This is a genomic window from Novosphingobium sp. (assembly GCF_031424035.1).
Classification (GTDB): domain Bacteria; phylum Pseudomonadota; class Alphaproteobacteria; order Sphingomonadales; family Sphingomonadaceae; genus Novosphingobium.
On record NZ_JANPGP010000077.1, the window covers coordinates 1 to 18,988 of the forward strand.

Below are 18,988 nucleotides of genomic sequence, written 5' to 3' on the forward strand. Positions count from 1 at the left end.
TTGCTGTTTCCTTTGGATTCGCGGCCCGGTTGCGGGCTTTGGCGGCGCTGCTAATGAAGAGCCGCCGCTTTGGCAAGATATAGGGTTGCGCGAAGATATGATATACGGTGGATCATGGGATTAAGCGCAGAGGCGATCCACAGCGGACTGGATGCCATCGCCGCCGCCGAACCCCGCATGGCGCGGGCGCTGGAGATCGCCGGCTACCCCGAACCGCGCATCCGGGAACGCGGCTATGCCACCCTGCTGCGCACCATCGTCGGCCAGCAGGTCAGCGTCGCCGCTGCCGCCTCGATGTGGCGCAAGCTTGAGGCGCACCTGGGCGAGGACGTTGCCCCGGAAAAGCTGATCGCCAGCCACTTTGACGAACTGCGCGCCTGCGGCCTTTCGCGCCAGAAGCAGGGCTATGCACGCAGTTTGTGCGAAATGGTCCTGTCCGGCGACCTGACCTTCGACGCCCTGCCCGCCGATGACGAAGAGGCCATCGAACTCCTCACCCGCATCAAGGGCATTGGCCGCTGGAGCGCCGAGATCTACCTGCTCTTCGCCGAGGGCCGCCCGGACATCTGGCCGGCGGGGGATCTCGCCGTGCAGGCAGGGTTGCACCGGATTCTGGGGCTGGACGAGCGGCCGGGCGAGAAGGAGACGCGCGTGCTGGCGGAAGGCTGGCGCCCGCATCGCGGAGCGGCGGCGATTTTCACGTGGCATTGCTACAACAACGCGGCGCTGTAACCGCCGGATCCGTGCCGTCTGAAAGCATGGACTGGACACACTGGACACAGCCCTGAGTAGAAAACTCAAGGCTGAACGACAGGCGAATGTGTCGCTGCTTTTGAATGGTCGAAAGCGCTGGATCATCCGGCGATTCTGTCATTCACTGCGCGTGTAGGATAGCCCGTTTTCTGGTCATCAGGTCAAGGCTGCACCGCGCCTTACGCTATGCCCGCAAGTGCCTGTGGGCCGCGCGCCCTTCCCGCGAACCGTGCCTCCAGCCAGCGCCGGACATGCGGGGCAGAGCCTTCGGTGACCTGGGCGATAGCCGCGCAGGCGGTCAACACGGTGGCAATCCCGCCAAGCAGCACCAACACGCTTGAACCGGCGCTTACCCCCGCCAGCTTCATCACGTCGAGCAGCGGCATGTGGAACAGGTAGAGCGTGAACGAGAACCCCGCGCCGAAGCGGATCGGACGCTGCCATGCTTCCAGCCGCTCGGCGTGGGCCTGTGCCAGTGGCCGCAGGGCGGCGAGCAGGGCCACGAAAACCAGCGCCAGCGGCAAGTCGGACAGCAGCCATTCCGACATTCCGAGCGAGAACGGCGAGGCCTCGCGTAGCCACATAAGCGCATCGAGGTCCCAGGTGGCAATGAACTTCTGCGCCAGCAGGCAGCCGAGTAGCACGGCGAGCGCGGTCTGGCTGCCCATCCGGTGCAGCCGCGCATCGCGGTTCAGCCAGACCCCTGCGAGCCACGCCGGGAGCAGCAGCAGCACGGCGCTTCCCGCCACCAGCGCCAGCAGCGGCACCGCAACAACGCGTTTCCAGCCGCGCAGGAAGAAGGCTGCGGCGAACAGGACGTAGTACCAGACCTCGTAGCTCAGCGACCACCACGGCCCGTTGCCGAGGATCCAGGTGCCCCACAGGTCCGACTGCGAGGTAAAAGTCAGCCCCGCCAGCGCCGAACGGCCAAGTGACCAGCCGAAGCCATCGGGCAGCGGCCCCTTGCTCATTATCGCCAGCGTATAGACAATGCAGGTGAACGCCATGGCGGGCACTGCGACCGGCAGGATCCGCGCCGTCCGTGCAACCGCGAACTGGCCCAAGCCGGCAGCCTTGCTGCGCGCAGAATGGTCGATCATCAGGCCCGAGAGCACGAAGAACATGATCACGCTGTTGTGCGACAGGCGCGGCGTAAAGGGCAGCGCGCCGGTATAGTGCAGCGTTTCCGCAGCATGGACGAGCATCACCCCCAGCGCGCTGAGGAAGCGCACAAGGTCCAGCATGATCGACGTCGGCCGATCGATGAAGCGCTCCCCGTCCATGCGCGAAGGCTTAGCCACTTCAGGTGAATAAAGCGTAAGCGGGGGACAGATCGGCGCGAGGTTCGCCCTGCCGTAACGGAATCGACAAGCCGCGCCCAATCGGTTTAACCTCCCCGTCAACGGGAGAGACACACATGGATCGGAAAGCGATTTTCATCACCGGCGGCGGATCGGGCATTGGCCGGGCGGTTGCCATCTGGTTTGCCGCGCGCGGCTGGTTCATCGGGATTGCCGACATATCCGACAGCGGCATGGCGGAGACCAAATCGCTGCTGCCGCCGGAGTCCTGCTCCACTCACAAACTCGACGTACGCGACCGCGAGGCGTGGGACGAGCAGCTTGCAGCTTTCGCCAGGGCCAGCGGCGGGCGTATAGACGTTCTGTTCAACAATGCCGGCATCGGCACCGGCGGCATGCTGCACGAACTCGACAAGGACGAGATAGACACGCTGATCGCGATCAACGTCACCGGTGTGGTTTACGGCGCGCAGGCGGCCTATCCCTATCTCAAGGCCGCTGCCCCCGGATCCTCGCTGGTCAACACGGCGAGCGCGGCGGGGCTTTACGGCTCGGGCGGGCTGTCGCTCTATTCGGCAACCAAGTTCGCGGTGCGCGGCTTTACCGAGGCGCTCGATATCGAATGGCGCGATGATGGCATCCACGTCTGCTCGCTGATGCCCAGCTTCATCGACACCGGCATCCTCGCTGGCCCCGCCAACAAGAAGAGCAACGTGTCCAAGCGCGACAGCGTGGTCCGCGCCGGTCTGGAATTCACGCCGGTCGAAGTCGCGGCGGAGACGGTGTGGAACGCGGTCAACGGCGGCACCAAGGTGCACAATCTGGTCGGCAAGACGGCCAAGTCGATGGCTTTTGCCGCCAAGTGGATGCCCGGCAAACTGCGCGAACGGTCACGCAACCTGATGAAGGCGCGGGCTGCTCTGGAATAAGGCCGCCTCGCGGGGGCGATGGACTTGCCACCGCCCTTTGCCCTTGGCTGAGGTCATGCAACCCTGCGGCGATACAGACTTCGCAGAGGATGCCCGACCATGCCCGCCCCCAAAACGAACGGCGCACGCCTGCTTGCCCTGCTTGCCGTGGGAGCGGCAGCTATCCTGCCGCTCGTCGCGCAGGCCCAGCCCGCTGCCACCGCCCCCAAGACTTCCGCCGTTCCCGGCTGGAACGAGCTGGTCGGCAAGCTGTCCGACCTGCCCGACAGGATGCTCGCCCGGCTGCCCGAAGCCATGCGCAGCGATCCGCAGGTGCAGCAGGAAGTTGCCCGGCTGGCGCTGGAATCGCTGACATCGCAAAGCCTCGACGCGCTGGGCGGCGATGTCGATGCGCCGGAATTTCTGCCGGCGATCAACTATCTGTTCAACGTCGGCCAGCCCAATGCCGATACGCTTTACCGCACTGCTCGCGTCGATGGCGCAGGCATTTATCGGCTGCGGGGCAAAGCGGGATCGCTCAATCAGGCGATCATCAGCCAGGTGGTCCCGCGCAATGCCGAAACCGGCAAGGGCCGCACCCACATCGACCTGTCGAAGCTCAAGCTCGACAAGCAAGGGCGCTTTGACGTGCTGCTGAGCGCGGAAAAGCCCAAGGGCCACCGCGGCGAATGGTGGGAACTGCGCCCACAGGCCAGCCGGCTGATGATCCGCATGGTCAGCGCCGACTGGGCGAAAGAGCAGGCCCCGACGCTTTCCATCGAACGACTCGACAAACCCGCCGCCCGTCCGCGCCGCTCTGCCGCCGATCTGGAGGCGCGGCTGCGGGCGCTCCCCGGCATGGTCGACATGATGGCGCTGATGTTCGTCGATCACGTGGAAAAGCTGCGCGCCGAGGGATTCGTCAACAAGTTCAAGACTTTCGACATCGCCAGCGCCGGGGGGCTTGCCGGCCAGTATTATTACGAGGGCGCCTATGACCTTGCCGATGATGAGGCGCTGATCGTCGAGAGCGCCATGCCCAAGGTCTGCCGATATCGCTCGCTGATCCTGACCAACGAGCTTTACGAGACGACCGACTGGTACAACAACCACTCAAGCCTGAACAACGCGCAGGCCCCGGCGGACAAGGACGGGCGGCTGCGGATCGTGGTGTCGCACAAGGATCCAGGCGTGCCCAACTGGCTCGATACCGCAGGTCACGCCAAGGGGCTGATTCAGGGCCGCTGGATGGATTGCGACAGCCAGCCGGTGCCCAGCACGATCAAGGTCAAGTTGGCCGATGTGCGCAAGCACCTGCCCGCCGATACCGGTACGGTCACGCCCGAGCAGCGCCAGACGATCATCCGCGAACGCCGCACCGCGCAGGTGCAGCGACCGGTCTGGTAGGCCTTAGAGGAAGCCCTCGATCGCCCGCGCCATGTCGGCATCGCGCGCCGAAAGTCCGTCCGCGTCGTGCGTAGTCAGGGTGATGTTCACGCGGTTGTAGACATTGGACCATTCGGGGTGGTGATCCGCCTTGTCGGCATAGAGCGCGACGCGGGTCATGAAGCCGAAGGCGGCGTTGAAATCGCCAAACTTGAACACGCGCTCGATCGCCTTGCCATCGGCGCGCAGCTGCCATGCGGGGCATTCGGCAAGCAGCGCATCGCGCTCGGCATCGGTCAGGCGGGGAATGGGCATGTAGCACTCCTTGGCAGTGCGGCCCGTTTCGCCTAAGGCGCTGCCCCATGCAAGGGGCCAGCCTGAAAGCGACCGATCTCGCCTGCCAGCGCGGCGAGCGGCTGCTGTTTCGCGGCCTGTCGTTTGCGCTTGCGCCGGGCGAAGCGATGCAGGTTGCAGGCGCGAACGGGATCGGAAAATCCAGCCTGATCCGCATGGTCGCCGGCTTGCTTCGCCCGCTTGCGGGGACGGTGGAATGCGGCGGCGCGGCGGCCTTGCTTGATGAGCGGCCCGCACTCGATCTGCACCTGCCATTGGGCAAGGCGCTGGCCTTCTGGGCGCGCATCGATGGCTGGGAAGATCTGCCACTTGGCCTGCTGGGCCTCGAAAACCTGCTCGATGTGCCGGTGCGCTATCTTTCCACTGGCCAGAAGAAGCGCGCTGCGCTGGCGCGCCTGGTCGGCCAGTCCGCGCCGGTCTGGCTGCTTGATGAACCGCTCAATGGCTTGGACCGCGCGGCGGTGAGAATGGTCGAGACGCTGGTGGCGCAGCACTGCGTGGCTGGCGGCGTGGCACTGGTCGCCTCTCACCAGCCGATTGCGCTGCCAGGTGCCAACCGCATCGACCTTGCCGAGTTCGCCGCATGAGCCGGCCTCTCCTCGCCATCCTGCGCCGAGACATCGCGCTGCTGCTGCTCGGCGGGCGGCGCGGCGGGGCGACATTGCCGCTGCTGTTCTTCCTCTCGGTCGCCATGCTGTTCCCCTTTGCCGTCGGGCCGGACCCGGTGCTGCTGGCACGCACCGGCGGCGGGGTGATCTGGGTCGCGGCGCTGCTCGCGGCGATCCTGCCGATTGACCGGCTGGTCGAGCCTGACCTCGATCAGGGCATGTTCGACCAGTGGGCCCTGCGCGGCATATCAGAGGAAGCGGTCATGGGCGTGCGCATCCTTGCCCACTGGCTGAGCTTTGGCCCGCCGCTGATGCTCGCCGCCCTCCCCGCCGCCGCCCTGCTCGGGCTGGATGGCGACACGCTGCGGATCGTCGAGATCGGGCTGCTGGCCGGAACCCCGGGGCTGGCTGCGCTCGGCGTCATGGTCGCCGCGCTCACCGCCGGCCTGCGCGGCGGCGCGGCGCTTGGCGGCTTGCTGGTGATCCCGTTGGCCGTGCCGCTGCTGGTGTTCGGCGCGGGCAGCCTTGCCGTGGGCGGGACAAGCGGCCTCGCCCTATGCGGCGCGTCGAGCCTGGTGCTCCTGGCCATCGCGCCATTTGCTGCGGGTGCGGCAGTGCGGAACGGGCGGGGTTAGTAAGGCGGCTTATCCAGCCCCTTCGGGCTCGCGGTGAAGATTTCGCAGCCGGTCTCGGTAATCCCGATTGAATGTTCGAACTGCGCCGAAAGCGAGCGGTCGCGCGTTACGGCCGTCCAGCCGTCTTCGAGCAGCTTCACCCCCGGCTTGCCGAGGTTGATCATCGGTTCGATGGTGAAGAACATACCCGGCTTGAGCTCCGGCCCGCTGCCACGGTGACCCGCGTGGACTACTTCGGGCGCATCGTGGAACAGGCGGCCGAGGCCGTGCCCGCAGAATTCGCGGACGACACCATAGCGGTTGGCTTCGGCATGCTTCTGGATGGCCGCGCCGATATCGCCCAGCTTGGCGCCGGGCTTGGCCTGTTCGATGCCGATCATCAGGCACTCATAAGTCACGTCGACCAGCCGCCGCGCCTTCAGCGGCACGTCGCCGACGAGGTACATCCGGCTGGAATCGCCGTGCCAGCCATCAAGCAGCGGGGTCACGTCGATGTTGACGATGTCGCCATCCTTCAGCACCTTGTCGCTCGGGATGCCGTGGCACACGACATGGTTGATCGAGACGCAGCACGAATGGGCATAGCCGCGATAGCCCAGCGTCGCCGGCACCGCGCCGCCATCGAGCGTAAGCTTGCGAACGAGGTCGTCGATCTGTCCGGTGGTGACGCCCGGCTGCACAAACGGCGCCATTTCATCGAGGATTTCGGCGGCGAGACGCCCGGCCTTGCGCATGCCCTCGAAGTGTTCGGGGGCGTGCAGCTTGATCGTGCCATCGCGCAGGAGGACATCGGTGGATTCGACGGTCTGGTATTGAGTCATGCTGCCCACATAGGCGCGATTGGCTGGAATTGCGAGGCCCCTCGCTCCACCCCCTCGCAAGGTCATCCTGAACTCGTTTCAGGATCCATCGTGCCGCAAGCGCAGGGGCATGAGCGTGTAGCTGCCCGCGCTGCATAGCCTCTCTGGAAACCCTGCCTGACGAGAAATGGATCCTGAAACAAGTTCAGGATGACGAGCTGGGTTTGGTGGCGCGCGAACCGAAAGGGATTCCCACTCCCCACTAACCGTCCTATGCCTAACCACATGAGCGACAAGAATTCCCTGATCCAGCCCGATCGCGGGCAGAAAGCCACCGCGATCCACCTCGTCTCGAAGGACACTTTCCCCGTCTTCGTCAAGGGCCTGAACGCCGCACAACGCACTGCGCTGGCGGCACAGAAGTTCGAGGGCGATGGCTATGCCCATGCGATCGTGCCTGATGGCGATCACTGGTTCGTCGTGTCCGGCGTGGCCAATCCGGACGAACTTTCCAGCTGGTGCATGGCGAAACTGGCCGAAGTGCTCCCCGCCGGCACCTATCGCCGCGAGGGCGGTGATCCGGGCAAGGCGATGTTCGGCTGGCTCAGCGGGCAGTACTCGTTTGACCGCTATCGCTCCGACCCCAAGGAAGAAGGCCCGCGCGTGCTGCTGACCAAGTCGGTCAAGGCCATCGACGCGACGCTGGCCGAGGCAGCCGCGACTGAACTGGTCCGCGATCTCGTCAACACGCCGGCAGAGGACATGGGGCCTGCCGAACTCGAAGCCACCGCGCACCAGATCGCCAAGCAATACCGCGCCGAAATCCACGTAACCAAGGGCGATGCGCTCGAACGCGAATTCCCGATGGTCCACATGGTCGGTCGCGCCGCCAGCCGCAGCCATGCCCCGCGCATGATCGAGATCGAATGGGGCGATCCCAAGCACCCGCGCGTGGCCATCATCGGCAAGGGGGTGTGCTTCGATTCAGGCGGGCTCGACATCAAGCCGAGCGCCGGAATGCTGCTGATGAAGAAGGACATGGGCGGCGCAGCCCACGCGATTGCGCTGGCGCAGCTGATCATGGGCGCTGGCTTGCCTGTCCGCTTGCATATGCTGGTGCCAGCAGTGGAGAACGCGGTGGCAGGCAATGCCTTCCGCCCCGGCGACGTGCTGCGCAGCCGCGCTGGGATTTCGGTCGAGATCGGCAATACCGACGCCGAGGGCCGCCTCGTGCTGGGCGATGCTCTGGCCAAGGCGAGCGAGAGCGCGCCGGAGCTGATCATCGATTTCGCCACGCTCACCGGCGCGGCGCGCGGGGCGCTTGGGCCGGACTTGCCCGCGCTGATGACCCGGCAGGATGCCACGGCAGAGGCATTGCTGGCGGCGGGCCTCGAAAACGACGATCCCGCATGGCGGTTGCCGCTACACAAACCCTATGCCGAATGGCTGAAAAGCGACATTGCCGATATCAACAACACCCACACCAACGGCTTTGCCGGGGCCTCGGTCGCGGGGCTGTTCCTTGACCGATTTGTAGGTGAAGGCATCGACTGGGCGCACTTCGATACCTTTGCATGGCGCCCGGTTTCGAAGCCCGGACGGCCCAAGGGCGGCGAGGCGCTGGGCCTGCGGGCAAGCTGGGCCATGCTGCAGGCGCGGTTTGCGAAGTGAGGCGCTAACTTGCCTGAAAGGCCTCTATTGTATAAGCGCGCCCATCCCCGGGGTATCCGGGCAGGGGAACCGGAGGGCAAGTGAGCGAATTGGCCAGCCTTGATACCGAACTCGACGGTCGCTGCTTTGCAATGACCGGGCCGATGAAGATCGCCGATCCGGCGCATACGCCGGTGCGCGGTGACCTCGCCCATGTCCGCCTCGCGGGCTGTTATTTCGTGCCGCATTATGCCGTTCCCGCGCCGCACAAGGTTGTGGCTGGGGGCGCGCAATTGCTCTCCTCGGGACGCGCCGATGCCGAAGTGCTGTCTGCACTGGCCGCAGGTACGCATTTCGACGTACTCGATGTTGCTGGCGGCAAGGCCTGGGGACAGGCGGGCGATGAGAACGGCCCGGTCGGCTATGTGTCGATGGACGAACTCGAACTCGCAGCATGACCGCACGGGTTTTCATTGATGGCGCGGCGGGGACGACCGGGCTCGAGATTCTCGAACGGCTTGCCCCGCGCAGCGAATTCGAGCTGATCGTGCTCGATGACGTTCAGCGCAAAAGCGCCGACGCACGCCGCGATGCCTATCACGCCGCCGATTTCGCCGTGCTCTGCCTGCCTGACGATGCCGCGATCGAAGCGGTCGCGCTGGCCGAGGGCGCAAAGGTACGCATCGTCGATGCCAGCTCCGCGCACCGCGTGGCGCCGGGCTGGACCTATGGTTTTCCCGAGATAACCGGGCGCGAAAAGATCGCCAATGCTGCGCGGGTGAGCAACCCCGGGTGCTATCCCACCGGCTTCATTGCCCTCCTCGCGCCGCTGATCCGCAACGGCCTGCTGCCGGCGGACTGGCCATACGTCTGCCACGCCGTCTCGGGCTATTCGGGCGGCGGCAAGGCGCTGATCGCCCGGTTCGAGGATGATACCGACATCGCCTACCGCGACTACGGCCTTGCGCTCGGTCACAAGCACGTGCCCGAAATGCAGCGCTATGCCGAGCTTGGGCATGAGCCGGTTTTCGCCCCTGCGGTGATCCCCGCGCACCGGGGCATGGTCGTCGAAGTTCCGCTGCACTTGTCGATGATGGAGCGCGCCGCGCCGGTCGATGGCCTGCGCCAGTGCCTGCAACTGTTCTACCAGAGCAGCGAAGTCGTGACGCTTCACGCCGACACGCCCGATGAATTGCTGCTGCGTCGTTCTGCCGAGCAGTCCGACCGGCTCGACCTCTATGTTTTCGGCGCAAGGGATGGAAAGCAGGCGCGGCTCGTCGCCGTGCTCGACAACCTTGGCAAGGGTGCCAGCGGTGCGGCGGTGCAGAACCTCAACCTGATGGCGGGCTTGCCAGAAACCGCCGGCCTTTCGCTCTAGTGGACCCGAAGGCGCCGCCGATTTCCCCGGCGGGCATGGCCGCGCTGCGCAAGCGCTATGACCATCTGCTCGGAACCGAACGCCCGGCCATTGTCGAGATCGTATCGTGGGCGGCGGGCAATGGCGACCGCAGCGAAAACGGCGATTACCTCTATGGCCGCAAGCGCATGCGCGAGATCGACCGCGAACTGGCCTTCCTCGCCAAGCGCATGAAACTGTGCCGGGTGATCGATCCCTCCGCGCAGACCGACCCCGGCCGCGTATGGTTCGGCGCGACTGTCACCATCGCTGATGAGGATGACGAACAGCGCACCATCACGCTGGTCGGCGATGACGAGCAGGATGCCAGCAAGGGGCTGATCGGTTGGTCCGCACCGATGGCCTGCGCGCTGCGCGGCGCGGCGCTGGGCGACTTGCGCAAGGTTCGCCTGCCCGGCGGCGAAAAGGAATGGGAAGTGGTCGCCATCACTTACCCGCAGGCGCTCTGATGGCCGAGATCGTCAACCTGCGCATGGCGCGCAAGGCTCGCAAGCGCGATGCGGACAAGGCCGCCGCCGCTCAGAACCGCGCGCTCAGCGGACGGACCAAGGCCCAGAAGCTGCAAGAACGCACAGAGCAGGACCGCGCGGCGCGTGATCTTGACGCGCACCGGCCCGACGGCGATTGACCGGGAATGTCGCGCCGTCTGCCTCTCCTGCTTATCGCCCTGCTGTTCGCCGCCCCGGCTTCGGCGCGAGACAACCTCGGCGTCTATGGCAAGTGGGCTGCCTTCCGCGATCCCGCTGTGCCGCGCTGCTATGCCATCGCCATGGCCGAGCCGTCGCGGCTCCAGCGCGATTTCCAGCCCTATGCCGCGATCGGCACCTGGCCGCGCCGGGGTGAGCGTGGGCAAATCCACTTCCGTCTGTCGCGCAATCTGGCGCAGGGTGCGCGCGTGATGCTGACGATCAGCGGCCAGCGCTTCGAACTGTCAGCCGGCGGTGGCGACGCCTGGGCGGCGGACAAGCGCATGGATGCCGCCGTGGCCGCAGCCATGCGATCTGCCGGATCGATGACGGTCAGCGCGCGCGATGCCTCGGGCCGCAATTTTGCCAACACCTATGACCTGTCAGGCGCGGCGACCGCGATGGACGCGGCGCAGATCGGTTGCGCCGGAATCCGCTGACGCATTCGCTGAAGCTAGCCAAACTGCGCCGCTATCCCTATGTGCCCGGCCATGGCCGATACAGCACTGATGTCGATTCCGGGAATGATCGATCCCGTCCCCACCCCGCGCGAGGTCACTCCGCGCGCTGATGGCCGGGTGGATCTGCTCGGCCTGCCACGCAAGGCGATCACCGCGCTGTTCGAAACCGCAGGCCTTGAGGCGAAGGCCGCGAAGCTGCGCGCCAAGCAGGTCTATCACTGGCTCTACCACCGCGGCGTCACCGATTTCGACGCGATGACCGACATTTCCAAGACGATGCGCCCGTGGCTGGCGGCGCGCTTCGTTGTTGGCAGGCCCAAGGTCGTCCTCGCCCAGCATTCAAATGACGGCACCCGCAAGTGGCTGCTGCGCACCGATGACGGCCACGAGTTCGAAATGGTCTTCATTCCCGACGAATCGCGCGGCACGCTGTGCGTTTCGAGCCAGGTCGGCTGCACGCTCAATTGCCGTTTCTGCCACACCGGCACCATGCGACTGGTGCGTAACCTGACGCCGGGCGAAATCGTCGGACAGGTCATGCTGGCCCGCGATGAACTGGGCGAATGGCCGCGCAGCGCCGATGATACCCGCATCGCGACGATGGCCGGGCTCGACGAGGTGGAGGACGAAGACGGCGGCGGTTACTCCCCCGATGGCCGCCTGCTCACCAACATCGTGATGATGGGCATGGGTGAGCCGCTCTACAATTTCGACCATGTCCGCGATGCGCTGAAAATCGTCATGGACGGCGAAGGCCTTGCCCTGTCGAAGCGCCGGATCACCCTGTCAACTTCGGGCGTGGTGCCGATGATGGCCCGCGCGGGCGAGGAAATCGGCGTCAATCTGGCGGTCTCGCTCCATGCGGTGAGCAAGGAAGTGCGCGACGAAATCGTGCCGATCAACCGCAAGTATGGCCTGGAGGAACTGCTCCAGGCCTGCGCCGACTATCCCGGCGCCAGCAACGCACGGCGCATCACGTTCGAATATGTCATGCTCAAGGACAAGAACGACAGCGACGCCGACGCGCGCGAACTGGTGCGCCTGATCAAGCAGTACAATCTGCCCGCCAAGGTCAACCTGATCCCGTTCAATCCGTGGCCCGGTGCGATCTATGAATGTTCGTCACCCGACCGCATCCGGCGCTTCTCCGAAATCGTCTTCGAAGCCGGGATCAGCGCCCCGGTGCGCACGCCGCGGGGGCGCGACATCGATGCCGCCTGCGGCCAACTCAAGACCGCCGCGCAGAAGATGAGCCGCGCCGAGCTTGATCGGCTGGCCGAGGAAAAGCAGGCCGCGCTCGGCTGATATTGGCGACTGATCGTGCTTTCGGGGCAGTCCAACTGCCCGGCAATCCGCAGTTCAGCGTTGGAACCCTTTGGTGCTCTCACGAGTTAACACCGCCAAAGGAGACTACCCATGTTCCGCAAGACACTCATCGCCGCTGGTCTCGCCACGATGGTCCTGCCGGCTGCCGCCGCCTATGCCAAGCCGCCTGCTTGGGCTCCGGCGAACGGCTACCGCGCCAAGAATGGCGACATTTCCTATCGCCGCACGGATAACGGCGTGAACTACTGGCAGGGCCGCGATGGCCGCTATTACTGCAAGCGCAGCAACGGCACGACCGGCCTGCTGATCGGCGCAGCCGGCGGTGCACTGGTGGGACGTGCGATCGACAGCCGCGGCGACCGCGCCACCGGCACAATTATCGGTGCAGCCGCCGGTGCATTGCTGGGCCGCGAGCTCGAACGCAGCAATTCGCGCTGCCGTTAAACCTGTAACCCGATGTTTCGCCCGCACGGCTTGTCGTGCGGGCGGCACGGCCTGACTCATTGAGGTGAGTCATCGTCGGCAAGTTTACGTAGCTTTCGCGTGGTTCGTCCATGCGAAAGGATTGCCCATGCGCAAGTCAATCATCGCCCTCACACTAGCTGGCTCAGTCTGCTTCGCCGCTCCCGTTGCGGCCGATCCGCCGCTCTACACGTTTGGCGGCAGCGCCCCGGCCAACAGCGCCGTGGCTTATGACGAGAACGGCCAATATGTCACCCCGCAAGCGCTCGGCGCCAGTGACCGCGTCTGGCTGGGCGAAGACGGCCAATATCATTGCAAGCGCAAGAACGGCACCACCGGGCTGGTGATCGGCGCGGCCATCGGCGGCTTCCTCGGCAACCGCATCGCCGGGCGCGGCAAGCGCACACTGGGCACGATCATCGGCGCGGTTGGCGGCGGCCTGCTCGGCAAGTCGCTGACCGATGGTGAGGTGAAGTGCCAATAGGCGCTTAGGGCACCGCAAGCTCCCCACCAGCCGACACGGTCGCCACGCGCCCGCCGATCCACACTCCGTCAGCTTCATTGCTGGCATAGACCAGACCGTCAGCGCCGGTCTTGCGGCCCTGCGCGGCGACATAGCTGCTGCTGGCCAGCCCGCTCTCGAACAGGTGCATCGCAACCCCGGCATTGAAACTGCCGGTGACCGGGTCCTCCGCCATGTCCCCCGCCCCCTTGGCGAAGAAAGCGCGCAGTTCCCAATCAGCCTCGCTATCCGGCGCACAAGGTCCCGCCAAACCGACATCGGTCCCGGGAGCGGCCTTTGCCGCCGGTTCCGCCGCAAGGACCGCGTCGGCACTGTCCATGCGCAGCAGCACCCAGTTCGGCCCGTTGGCGACATGGACCGCCTCCACCACGCGGGTTTGATCGGCGCCCGATACGCGCAGCGCTTCGGCCAGTTCATCGGCTGAGAGCGAACCGGTGTGGATCAGCGGCGGGGCGCGGAAGGCCAGCCGTTCGCCCTGCTGGCGGACCTCGATCAGTCCGACGCCGCATTCCTGCACGATCCGCCCGGTCTCTTTCGGCACGCCGCCCGCCGCCAACCAGGCATGGGCGGAACCCAGCGTAGGATGGCCCGCAAAGGGCAATTCGCCCGCCGGATAGAATATCCGCACACGGTAATCGGCCGATGGATCGGTCGGCGGCAGCAGGAAGGTCGTCTCGGAATAGCCCAGCCAGCAGGTGATAGCCTGCATCTGCTGGGTCGTCAGCCCTTCGCCGCCGTGGACCACGCCGAGCGGGTTGCCGCTTAGCGGACCGTTGCAGAACACGTCGATCAGATCGAGTTTCACCGCATCATTCTCCTGTACGTGCCGGGAAATCGCCTGCGCGCTCTTCCTTGCCGGCGCGGCTTATGCTCCAAACGGCATATGGCAATCAACCGACCCGCCGTCCTCATCACCGGCGCCGCCCGGCGCATCGGCGCCATACTTGCGCGCAGCTTTGGCGCGGCCGGGTGGCATGTCGTGATCCACCACGGCTTCAGCCACGCCGAGGCCGATGCGCTGGCCGCCGAATTGCCGAGCGCCGAAGTCGTGCAATGTGACCTGACAGACGGAGACGCAGCTGAGGCCATGGTCGAGGCCCTCGCCGAGCGCCTGCCCGACTGGCGCGTGCTGGTGAGCAACGCCGCCGTATTCAACGAAGACCGCGCCGACCGCATCGATCCGGCCGTCTTTGCCGAGGCGATGGCCGTCAACGCCGCCACGCCGGTCCGCATGGCGCAGGCGTTCCTGCGCTCTGCCAGTGCCAGCGGCGGGCGCCGCGTAATCCAGTTCACCGACATGAAGGTCGCGAATCCGAACCCCGATTTCTTCTCCTACACCATGGCCAAGAACGCGCTGGCGGCATCGGTGCGGACGCTGGCCATGGCGCAGGATGACCCGCGCGACCGGGTCTATGCCCTCGCCCCGGGCGCCATGCTCCCCAGCCACGACCAGCGTGACGAGGAGCACCTGCTATCGGGCCGGATGAACCTGCTCGGCCGGATCACCGAGCCCGAGGAACTGGCCGATGCCGCGCTGTGGCTCGCCGAAGGCTGGCTGGCGAGCGGCCAAACGCTGTTCATCGATTCGGGACAGCACCTGATGACCCAGCCGCGCGACGTGCTTTACCTTGCGCGCGGGCTGACATAGGGCGCGGCCCATGCTCGAAGCCCTGCTCACCTCTACCCTCGTCGTCGCACTTGCCGAAGTGGGCGACAAGACCATGCTGCTCGCCATCGTGCTCGCCGCCCGTTTGCGCGCGCCGTGGCAGATCATCGCGGGCATTTTCGTCGCCACCATTGCCAACCATGCACTTGCCGCGCTGGTCGGGCGCGAGGTGGCGGGGCTGGTCGAATCGCAAGGCTTCCGCATTGCCGTCGCGCTGGGCTTCATCGCCATGGCCGCCTGGACTTTGGTGCCGGACAAGCTGGACGACGATGAAGAAGCATCGGTCCGCACCAAAAGCAGCGCCTTCCTGACCACTCTGGTCTCATTCTTCTTCGTCGAGATCGGCGACAAGACACAGGTCGCGACAATCGCGCTGGCCGCACATTACCGCAATGTCCTCACCGTCGCCGCCGGCACGACGCTGGGCATGATGATCGCCAATGTGCCCGCCGTGTTCCTCGGCGAGGAACTGGTCAAGCGCGTCTCTCTCAAGGCTGCGCGCACGGCGGCGGCGGCTTTGTTCTTCGTGCTCGGCGCATGGCAGCTCGCTTCGGCGCTCGGCTGGCTCGGCTGACAGATCAAACTTGCCTTTGAGCACAAGTGGCATAGGCTTGTTGCATGTGGCTGCTAGACAAGATGCTGCGCGCGTTGATCCGCAAGGGTCGTCTCGTGCTGACCGACCACGACGGCAAAGTGTACACCTATGGTGAGCCTGCCGCCGATCCCCTCCACATCCGGCTGACCGACCAGGGCGCCGCGCTGCACATCGCCAGGGACCCGCGCATCGGTGCGGGTGAGGCCTATATGGATGGCCGGCTGGTGATCGAGCCGCCGCACGACGTGCGCGACTTCATCCTGTTTGTCATGAGCCAGGGTTCAGGTGACAAGGTGCGCGCGCGCAACCCGCTGCGCCGGGTTCTTGATAAGGTTGCGTCAAGGCTCGACCAGAACAATTACCGCGCGCGCGCCGCCAAGAATGTTGAGCATCATTACGATCTTACGCGGCGTTTCTACGAGCTTTTCCTCGATACCGACCGCCAATACACGATGGCCTATTGGCGCGACCCGAACGGCACGCTGGAGCAAGCGCAGCTCGACAAGAAGGCGCTGATTGCGGCGAAGTTGCGGATCGAACCGGGCATGCGGGTGCTCGATATCGGTTCCGGTTGGGGCGGATTCGGCTTGTTTCTGAACAGACATTACGGTTGCGAAGTGCTCGGCGTCAGCCTTGCGCCCGATCAGGTCCGCTTTGCCAACGAGCGCGCCGAGGCCGCCGGCGTGTCGGACAAGGTCAAGTTCCAGCTGACCGACTACCGCGACGTCAATGTACAGTTCGATCGCATCGCCAGCGTCGGCATGTTCGAACATGTCGGGCTGAACAATTACGACGAGTATTTCGCCAAGACCTGGGATCTGCTGGCCCCCGACGGCGTCATGCTCACCCACACGATCGGACGGCTGAAGCAGAGCGGCGCGACGGACAAGTGGAACCGCAAGTATATCTTCCCCGGCCACTACCTGCCGGCGGTGAGCGAAATGTCAGCCTCATTGGAGCGCACCGGGTGGGAAATCGCCGACCTTGAGATGATGCGCTACCACTACGCCTATACCCTGGCCGAATGGTACCGCCGCGCGACGCTCCACCGCGAGGAAATCGAGCAACTCTACGACGCGCGCTTCTTCCGCATGTGGCAGTTCTATCTGGCAGGCGCCGAACAGGGCTTCCGCCACGGCAACCTCGTCAACTTCCAGTTCCAGACGGTGAAGCGCCGCAATGCCGTGCCGAACACGCGCGATTACATCGAAGCGGAGATGCTGCGCTTGCTCGCGGCTGAGCAAGCGCCCGATTGGCACCTGGAAAAGTACGCTGCCGAATGAAGGCTCTGGCCTTAGCCGGGGCGCTTTCATCCCTGCTGATGCTCGCCCCTGCCCCGGCGCAGGATGCGAAGACTGCGCGCGATGCAGCGGCGGAAGCTGCGGCCACTGTAACAGAGGCGGTTGAAGCGGCAGCTGAGGACGTTCCGTCGAACACCGAAGGACCAAGCCATGCTTACGGCAAGCCGGTAAAGTTCACCTGCCCGGTCGGCGGTGAGAAGTTCAGCCAGATCATCGACGCGTTCAGCTTCCCGCTCGAGAGCTATCCCGATGGCGGCGGTCCGGGATCGGAAGGCAGCGACGTCCAGCTGCCCGAATGCCCGTCAAACGGCCTCGTGCTGATGAACGAATACAAGCACGAGGAAGGCGACAGTCAGGAGCCTTACACCACCGCCGAGATTGCCAAACTGCCCGCGCTGATCGCGACGCCCGAATATCAGGCGCTGCGCAAGGACAGCCGCGCCGCGCGGTTGCTGTGGCTGTCGGAAATGCTAGGCCGACCAGCTTGGCAACGCTACCACCTGCTCCAGCGCGCCGCTTGGGTGGCCAAGACGCCCGAAGACCGCAAGCGCTGGATGACTCGCATCGCCAATGAGAGCGAGGCGATGGCCAACGCCCCCGGTTTTCCGCCCGACTTTGCCGTGCAGCTCGACGTGTTTCGCATTAATGCCCTGCGCGAAACCGGGCGCTGGGACGAGGCGCTGAAGGCGATTGATGGGATTTATGCCAAGGCCGACGCCTTGCGCGCCAAGCAGCCGGTCAATCCGCATGTCCTGGATCAGCAAGGGGATGATGACGGCCGGATCGACATTCTCGAACGCCTGCGCGCGGTGATCGCCGACAAGGACGATGATCCGCACCCCGTCGGCATGATGGGCAATCGCTGGGCGAGAATGATCTGCCGCGACATCGACGAACCCGGCAGGAACCCGCTGATCGGCCCCAATACGCGCCGGGGATGCGCGAAGATGAAGGCGGACGCCGAATTCGAGACGGCCCTTACCGAACTCGAAACCGATCTCGTGGGCGACGTGGTCAAGCGCGACAAGATTTGCGTGCGGACTCCGGCGGACAAGCGCAGCAAAGTCGAGGCAAGGGCCTGCGAAGGCGCGCTGGCGCAGGTCGAATGGATCGCCGAGCGGGCGAAGATGGAGGCCGGGGCCAAGCGCCTTCTCGCCAACACCGCTGCGCTCGACGTGCAATGCAAGGCCGTGACGATCCGCCGCTTTGACACGCCCGCCACCGCGCTCGGCAAGGCCTGCCAGGAACGGGCTCAAGACCTGCACGAGAAAGAATCCCGCCGCCTGCGCGAAGTGATGGAAAAGAGTCCGGCGGAGTACGACAAGCGCTGCACCTACAAGTTTCCGCAATATGCCAGCGAGGACCCGCTCGAAGAGGCCTGCGCCTCGGTGAAGTCATCCCGCGAATCTGAGCAGGATGACAAGGCACGGCAGCAGGTGGACAAGCTGACCCCTGCGGAAATCGCCGCGCGCTGCGCCCAGCGCGACGAGGCGGAAGCGGCAGCCCGTCAGAAGGATGCACCGGCTTTCCCGGAGGCAAAGGCCTTTGACCCGATAGACTACAAGTGCATCTCGCTGCGCTCGCAGCGTGAGGAAGCGGAATGGGCGAAGATCGCGGCCGATCCTGCCCTCCTTGCCGATACCTGTGCCAAGGCTCTGGCTGACGAGGATCATCTGTACCGCAGCCGCTGCGACGCCATCGAGGAGGTTAAGCTCGACGCCGCGGCTTACAAGCTCGCCAAGGATCACACCGCACTCGCCGCTTCGTGCCAGTCCACGCCCATGGAGCAGCGCGGCAGGGTGCTCGCCATGGCCTGCGAACGCTATCGCAAGTGCGTGATCGTCCCCGTCGGCAAACGTGTGCCCCAGAAGAACATGTTCCGCGCCGACTTGCCCATCGGCTATTACGGCGAGGAAGCGGAGAAGCGCTTCCGCGAAGGCGAGCATGGCGATGGCATGGGCCGCTATTGCTATGAGACGCTGGAGGAAGCCAATGCGGCCTGGGAACTGGTCAAAGACCCGGCGAAACGCATGATCGATCCGATCGACCTTGGCGATCCCTACCCCGATCCGAAGGTCAAGGGTCCGGCAAAGGGCAAATCCAACAGCAAGACCAAGCCGTCTGCGCCGCCCGTGGCGATGTAGCCCGGCGGGCTC

At 65.3% G+C, this 18,988-nt stretch carries 22 protein-coding genes; 18 read left to right on the top strand and 4 right to left on the bottom strand.

Annotation, left to right across the window (positions count from 1 at the left end):
* Nucleotides 1–114 precede the first annotated feature (114 nt).
* Nucleotides 115–732 carry a DNA-3-methyladenine glycosylase 2 family protein gene (locus RMO89_RS11580; protein WP_310533242.1) on the top strand — a complete coding sequence of 206 codons (618 nt, stop codon included), beginning with the start codon at nucleotides 115–117 and terminating at the stop codon, nucleotides 730–732.
* A 200-nt stretch (nucleotides 733–932) separates the two neighbouring features.
* On the opposite strand, the gene RMO89_RS11585 is transcribed toward RMO89_RS11580, so the two are convergent.
* The gene (locus RMO89_RS11585) at nucleotides 933–2,054 is read right to left on the bottom strand and encodes an acyltransferase family protein (RefSeq protein WP_310533244.1); all 1,122 of its coding nucleotides are present in this window, start codon (nucleotides 2,052–2,054) and stop codon (nucleotides 933–935) included.
* 116 nt (nucleotides 2,055–2,170) lie between these two features.
* On the opposite strand from RMO89_RS11585, the gene RMO89_RS11590 reads away from it, so the two are divergent.
* Nucleotides 2,171–2,983, top strand: coding sequence for an SDR family oxidoreductase (locus RMO89_RS11590; RefSeq protein WP_310533246.1), 813 nt, complete (start codon nucleotides 2,171–2,173; stop codon nucleotides 2,981–2,983).
* A gap of 99 nt (nucleotides 2,984–3,082) precedes the next feature.
* Nucleotides 3,083–4,369 carry a DUF1214 domain-containing protein gene (locus RMO89_RS11595; protein WP_310533248.1) on the top strand — a complete coding sequence of 429 codons (1,287 nt, stop codon included), beginning with the start codon at nucleotides 3,083–3,085 and terminating at the stop codon, nucleotides 4,367–4,369.
* A gap of 3 nt (nucleotides 4,370–4,372) precedes the next feature.
* Here the strand turns inward: RMO89_RS11595 and RMO89_RS11600 are convergent, their stop codons facing one another.
* Entirely contained in the window at nucleotides 4,373–4,663 is a 291-nt protein-coding gene (locus tag RMO89_RS11600; protein WP_310533249.1) for a 4a-hydroxytetrahydrobiopterin dehydratase, read from the bottom strand.
* A gap of 47 nt (nucleotides 4,664–4,710) precedes the next feature.
* On the opposite strand from RMO89_RS11600, the gene ccmA reads away from it, so the two are divergent.
* The gene (ccmA, locus tag RMO89_RS11605) at nucleotides 4,711–5,289 is read left to right on the top strand and encodes a heme ABC exporter ATP-binding protein CcmA (protein ID WP_310533250.1); all 579 of its coding nucleotides are present in this window, start codon (nucleotides 4,711–4,713) and stop codon (nucleotides 5,287–5,289) included.
* Nucleotides 5,286–5,945 (top strand): heme exporter protein CcmB, encoded by a 660-nt coding sequence (locus RMO89_RS11610; protein WP_310533251.1) that lies wholly within the window; start codon nucleotides 5,286–5,288, stop codon nucleotides 5,943–5,945. Before ccmA ends, RMO89_RS11610 begins: the two co-directional genes overlap by 4 nt.
* Here the strand turns inward: RMO89_RS11610 and map are convergent.
* Nucleotides 5,942–6,766 (bottom strand): type I methionyl aminopeptidase, encoded by an 825-nt coding sequence (map, locus tag RMO89_RS11615; protein WP_310533252.1) that lies wholly within the window; start codon nucleotides 6,764–6,766, stop codon nucleotides 5,942–5,944. The genes RMO89_RS11610 and map overlap by 4 nt on opposite strands.
* A 264-nt stretch (nucleotides 6,767–7,030) precedes the next feature.
* Here map and RMO89_RS11620 point away from each other — a divergent pair, with 264 nt between their 5' ends.
* From RMO89_RS11620 to RMO89_RS11660, 9 genes are all read left to right on the top strand, one after another.
* Nucleotides 7,031–8,416: a leucyl aminopeptidase family protein gene (locus RMO89_RS11620; protein WP_310533253.1), complete on the top strand. Its 1,386-nt coding sequence runs from the start codon at nucleotides 7,031–7,033 to the stop codon at nucleotides 8,414–8,416.
* Nucleotides 8,417–8,496: 80 nt separating this feature from the next.
* Nucleotides 8,497–8,853, top strand: a complete 357-nt coding sequence (locus RMO89_RS11625; RefSeq protein ID WP_310533254.1) for an SH3 domain-containing protein — start codon at nucleotides 8,497–8,499, stop codon at nucleotides 8,851–8,853.
* A complete protein-coding gene (argC, locus tag RMO89_RS11630) occupies nucleotides 8,850–9,773 on the top strand; it encodes an N-acetyl-gamma-glutamyl-phosphate reductase (RefSeq protein WP_310533256.1) in 924 nt (307 codons plus the stop codon). The genes RMO89_RS11625 and argC overlap by 4 nt, the downstream gene beginning before the upstream one ends.
* Nucleotides 9,773–10,261 carry a GreA/GreB family elongation factor gene (locus tag RMO89_RS11635; protein WP_310533257.1) on the top strand — a complete coding sequence of 163 codons (489 nt, stop codon included), beginning with the start codon at nucleotides 9,773–9,775 and terminating at the stop codon, nucleotides 10,259–10,261. The genes argC and RMO89_RS11635 overlap by 1 nt, the downstream gene beginning before the upstream one ends.
* Entirely contained in the window at nucleotides 10,261–10,440 is a 180-nt protein-coding gene (locus RMO89_RS11640; RefSeq protein ID WP_310533259.1) for a DUF4169 family protein, read from the top strand. Before RMO89_RS11635 ends, RMO89_RS11640 begins: the two co-directional genes overlap by 1 nt.
* A gap of 6 nt (nucleotides 10,441–10,446) precedes the next feature.
* On the top strand, nucleotides 10,447–10,938 hold the full coding sequence (locus tag RMO89_RS11645; RefSeq protein ID WP_310533261.1) for a hypothetical protein: 492 nt from the start codon (nucleotides 10,447–10,449) through the stop codon (nucleotides 10,936–10,938).
* Nucleotides 10,939–10,989: 51 nt separating this feature from the next.
* Nucleotides 10,990–12,264 carry a 23S rRNA (adenine(2503)-C(2))-methyltransferase RlmN gene (gene rlmN / locus RMO89_RS11650; RefSeq protein WP_310533263.1) on the top strand — a complete coding sequence of 425 codons (1,275 nt, stop codon included), beginning with the start codon at nucleotides 10,990–10,992 and terminating at the stop codon, nucleotides 12,262–12,264.
* A gap of 111 nt (nucleotides 12,265–12,375) precedes the next feature.
* Complete coding sequence (locus RMO89_RS11655; protein WP_310533264.1) at nucleotides 12,376–12,729, top strand: glycine zipper 2TM domain-containing protein; 354 nt, start codon at nucleotides 12,376–12,378, stop codon at nucleotides 12,727–12,729.
* A 127-nt stretch (nucleotides 12,730–12,856) separates the two neighbouring features.
* Nucleotides 12,857–13,231 carry a glycine zipper 2TM domain-containing protein gene (locus RMO89_RS11660; protein ID WP_310533265.1) on the top strand — a complete coding sequence of 125 codons (375 nt, stop codon included), beginning with the start codon at nucleotides 12,857–12,859 and terminating at the stop codon, nucleotides 13,229–13,231.
* 4 nt (nucleotides 13,232–13,235) lie between these two features.
* Here the strand turns inward: RMO89_RS11660 and RMO89_RS11665 are convergent, their stop codons facing one another.
* Nucleotides 13,236–14,075, bottom strand: a complete 840-nt coding sequence (locus RMO89_RS11665; RefSeq protein ID WP_310533266.1) for a PhzF family phenazine biosynthesis protein — start codon at nucleotides 14,073–14,075, stop codon at nucleotides 13,236–13,238.
* Nucleotides 14,076–14,153: 78 nt separating this feature from the next.
* On the opposite strand from RMO89_RS11665, the gene RMO89_RS11670 reads away from it, so the two are divergent.
* The 4 genes from RMO89_RS11670 to RMO89_RS11685 are packed head-to-tail and all read left to right on the top strand — an operon-like array spanning nucleotide 14,154 to nucleotide 18,976.
* Entirely contained in the window at nucleotides 14,154–14,918 is a 765-nt protein-coding gene (locus RMO89_RS11670; RefSeq protein WP_310533267.1) for an SDR family oxidoreductase, read from the top strand.
* 10 nt (nucleotides 14,919–14,928) lie between these two features.
* Nucleotides 14,929–15,510 carry a TMEM165/GDT1 family protein gene (locus RMO89_RS11675; RefSeq protein ID WP_310533268.1) on the top strand — a complete coding sequence of 194 codons (582 nt, stop codon included), beginning with the start codon at nucleotides 14,929–14,931 and terminating at the stop codon, nucleotides 15,508–15,510.
* 44 nt (nucleotides 15,511–15,554) lie between these two features.
* Nucleotides 15,555–16,814 (top strand): cyclopropane-fatty-acyl-phospholipid synthase family protein, encoded by a 1,260-nt coding sequence (locus tag RMO89_RS11680; protein ID WP_310533269.1) that lies wholly within the window; start codon nucleotides 15,555–15,557, stop codon nucleotides 16,812–16,814.
* A complete protein-coding gene (locus tag RMO89_RS11685) occupies nucleotides 16,811–18,976 on the top strand; it encodes a hypothetical protein (RefSeq protein WP_310533270.1) in 2,166 nt (721 codons plus the stop codon). Before RMO89_RS11680 ends, RMO89_RS11685 begins: the two co-directional genes overlap by 4 nt.
* Nucleotides 18,977–18,988 lie beyond the last annotated feature (12 nt).

Bases quoted from the DNA above. Each gene is read 5' to 3' on its own strand.
- RMO89_RS11580 (WP_310533242.1), top strand. From the start codon at position 115: ATGGGATTAAGCGCAGAGGCGATCCACAGCGGACTGGATGCCATCGCC.
- RMO89_RS11590 (WP_310533246.1), top strand. From the start codon at position 2,171: ATGGATCGGAAAGCGATTTTCATCACCGGCGGCGGATCGGGCATTGGC.
- RMO89_RS11595 (WP_310533248.1), top strand. From the start codon at position 3,083: ATGCCCGCCCCCAAAACGAACGGCGCACGCCTGCTTGCCCTGCTTGCC.
- RMO89_RS11600 (WP_310533249.1), bottom strand. From the start codon at position 4,663: ATGCCCATTCCCCGCCTGACCGATGCCGAGCGCGATGCGCTGCTTGCC.
- ccmA (WP_310533250.1), top strand. From the start codon at position 4,711: ATGCAAGGGGCCAGCCTGAAAGCGACCGATCTCGCCTGCCAGCGCGGC.
- RMO89_RS11610 (WP_310533251.1), top strand. From the start codon at position 5,286: ATGAGCCGGCCTCTCCTCGCCATCCTGCGCCGAGACATCGCGCTGCTG.
- map (WP_310533252.1), bottom strand. From the start codon at position 6,766: ATGACTCAATACCAGACCGTCGAATCCACCGATGTCCTCCTGCGCGAT.
- RMO89_RS11620 (WP_310533253.1), top strand. From the start codon at position 7,031: ATGAGCGACAAGAATTCCCTGATCCAGCCCGATCGCGGGCAGAAAGCC.
- argC (WP_310533256.1), top strand. From the start codon at position 8,850: ATGACCGCACGGGTTTTCATTGATGGCGCGGCGGGGACGACCGGGCTC.
- RMO89_RS11640 (WP_310533259.1), top strand. From the start codon at position 10,261: ATGGCCGAGATCGTCAACCTGCGCATGGCGCGCAAGGCTCGCAAGCGC.
- RMO89_RS11645 (WP_310533261.1), top strand. From the start codon at position 10,447: ATGTCGCGCCGTCTGCCTCTCCTGCTTATCGCCCTGCTGTTCGCCGCC.
- rlmN (WP_310533263.1), top strand. From the start codon at position 10,990: ATGGCCGATACAGCACTGATGTCGATTCCGGGAATGATCGATCCCGTC.
- RMO89_RS11655 (WP_310533264.1), top strand. From the start codon at position 12,376: ATGTTCCGCAAGACACTCATCGCCGCTGGTCTCGCCACGATGGTCCTG.
- RMO89_RS11660 (WP_310533265.1), top strand. From the start codon at position 12,857: ATGCGCAAGTCAATCATCGCCCTCACACTAGCTGGCTCAGTCTGCTTC.
- RMO89_RS11670 (WP_310533267.1), top strand. From the start codon at position 14,154: ATGGCAATCAACCGACCCGCCGTCCTCATCACCGGCGCCGCCCGGCGC.
- RMO89_RS11675 (WP_310533268.1), top strand. From the start codon at position 14,929: ATGCTCGAAGCCCTGCTCACCTCTACCCTCGTCGTCGCACTTGCCGAA.
- RMO89_RS11680 (WP_310533269.1), top strand. From the start codon at position 15,555: ATGTGGCTGCTAGACAAGATGCTGCGCGCGTTGATCCGCAAGGGTCGT.
- RMO89_RS11685 (WP_310533270.1), top strand. From the start codon at position 16,811: ATGAAGGCTCTGGCCTTAGCCGGGGCGCTTTCATCCCTGCTGATGCTC.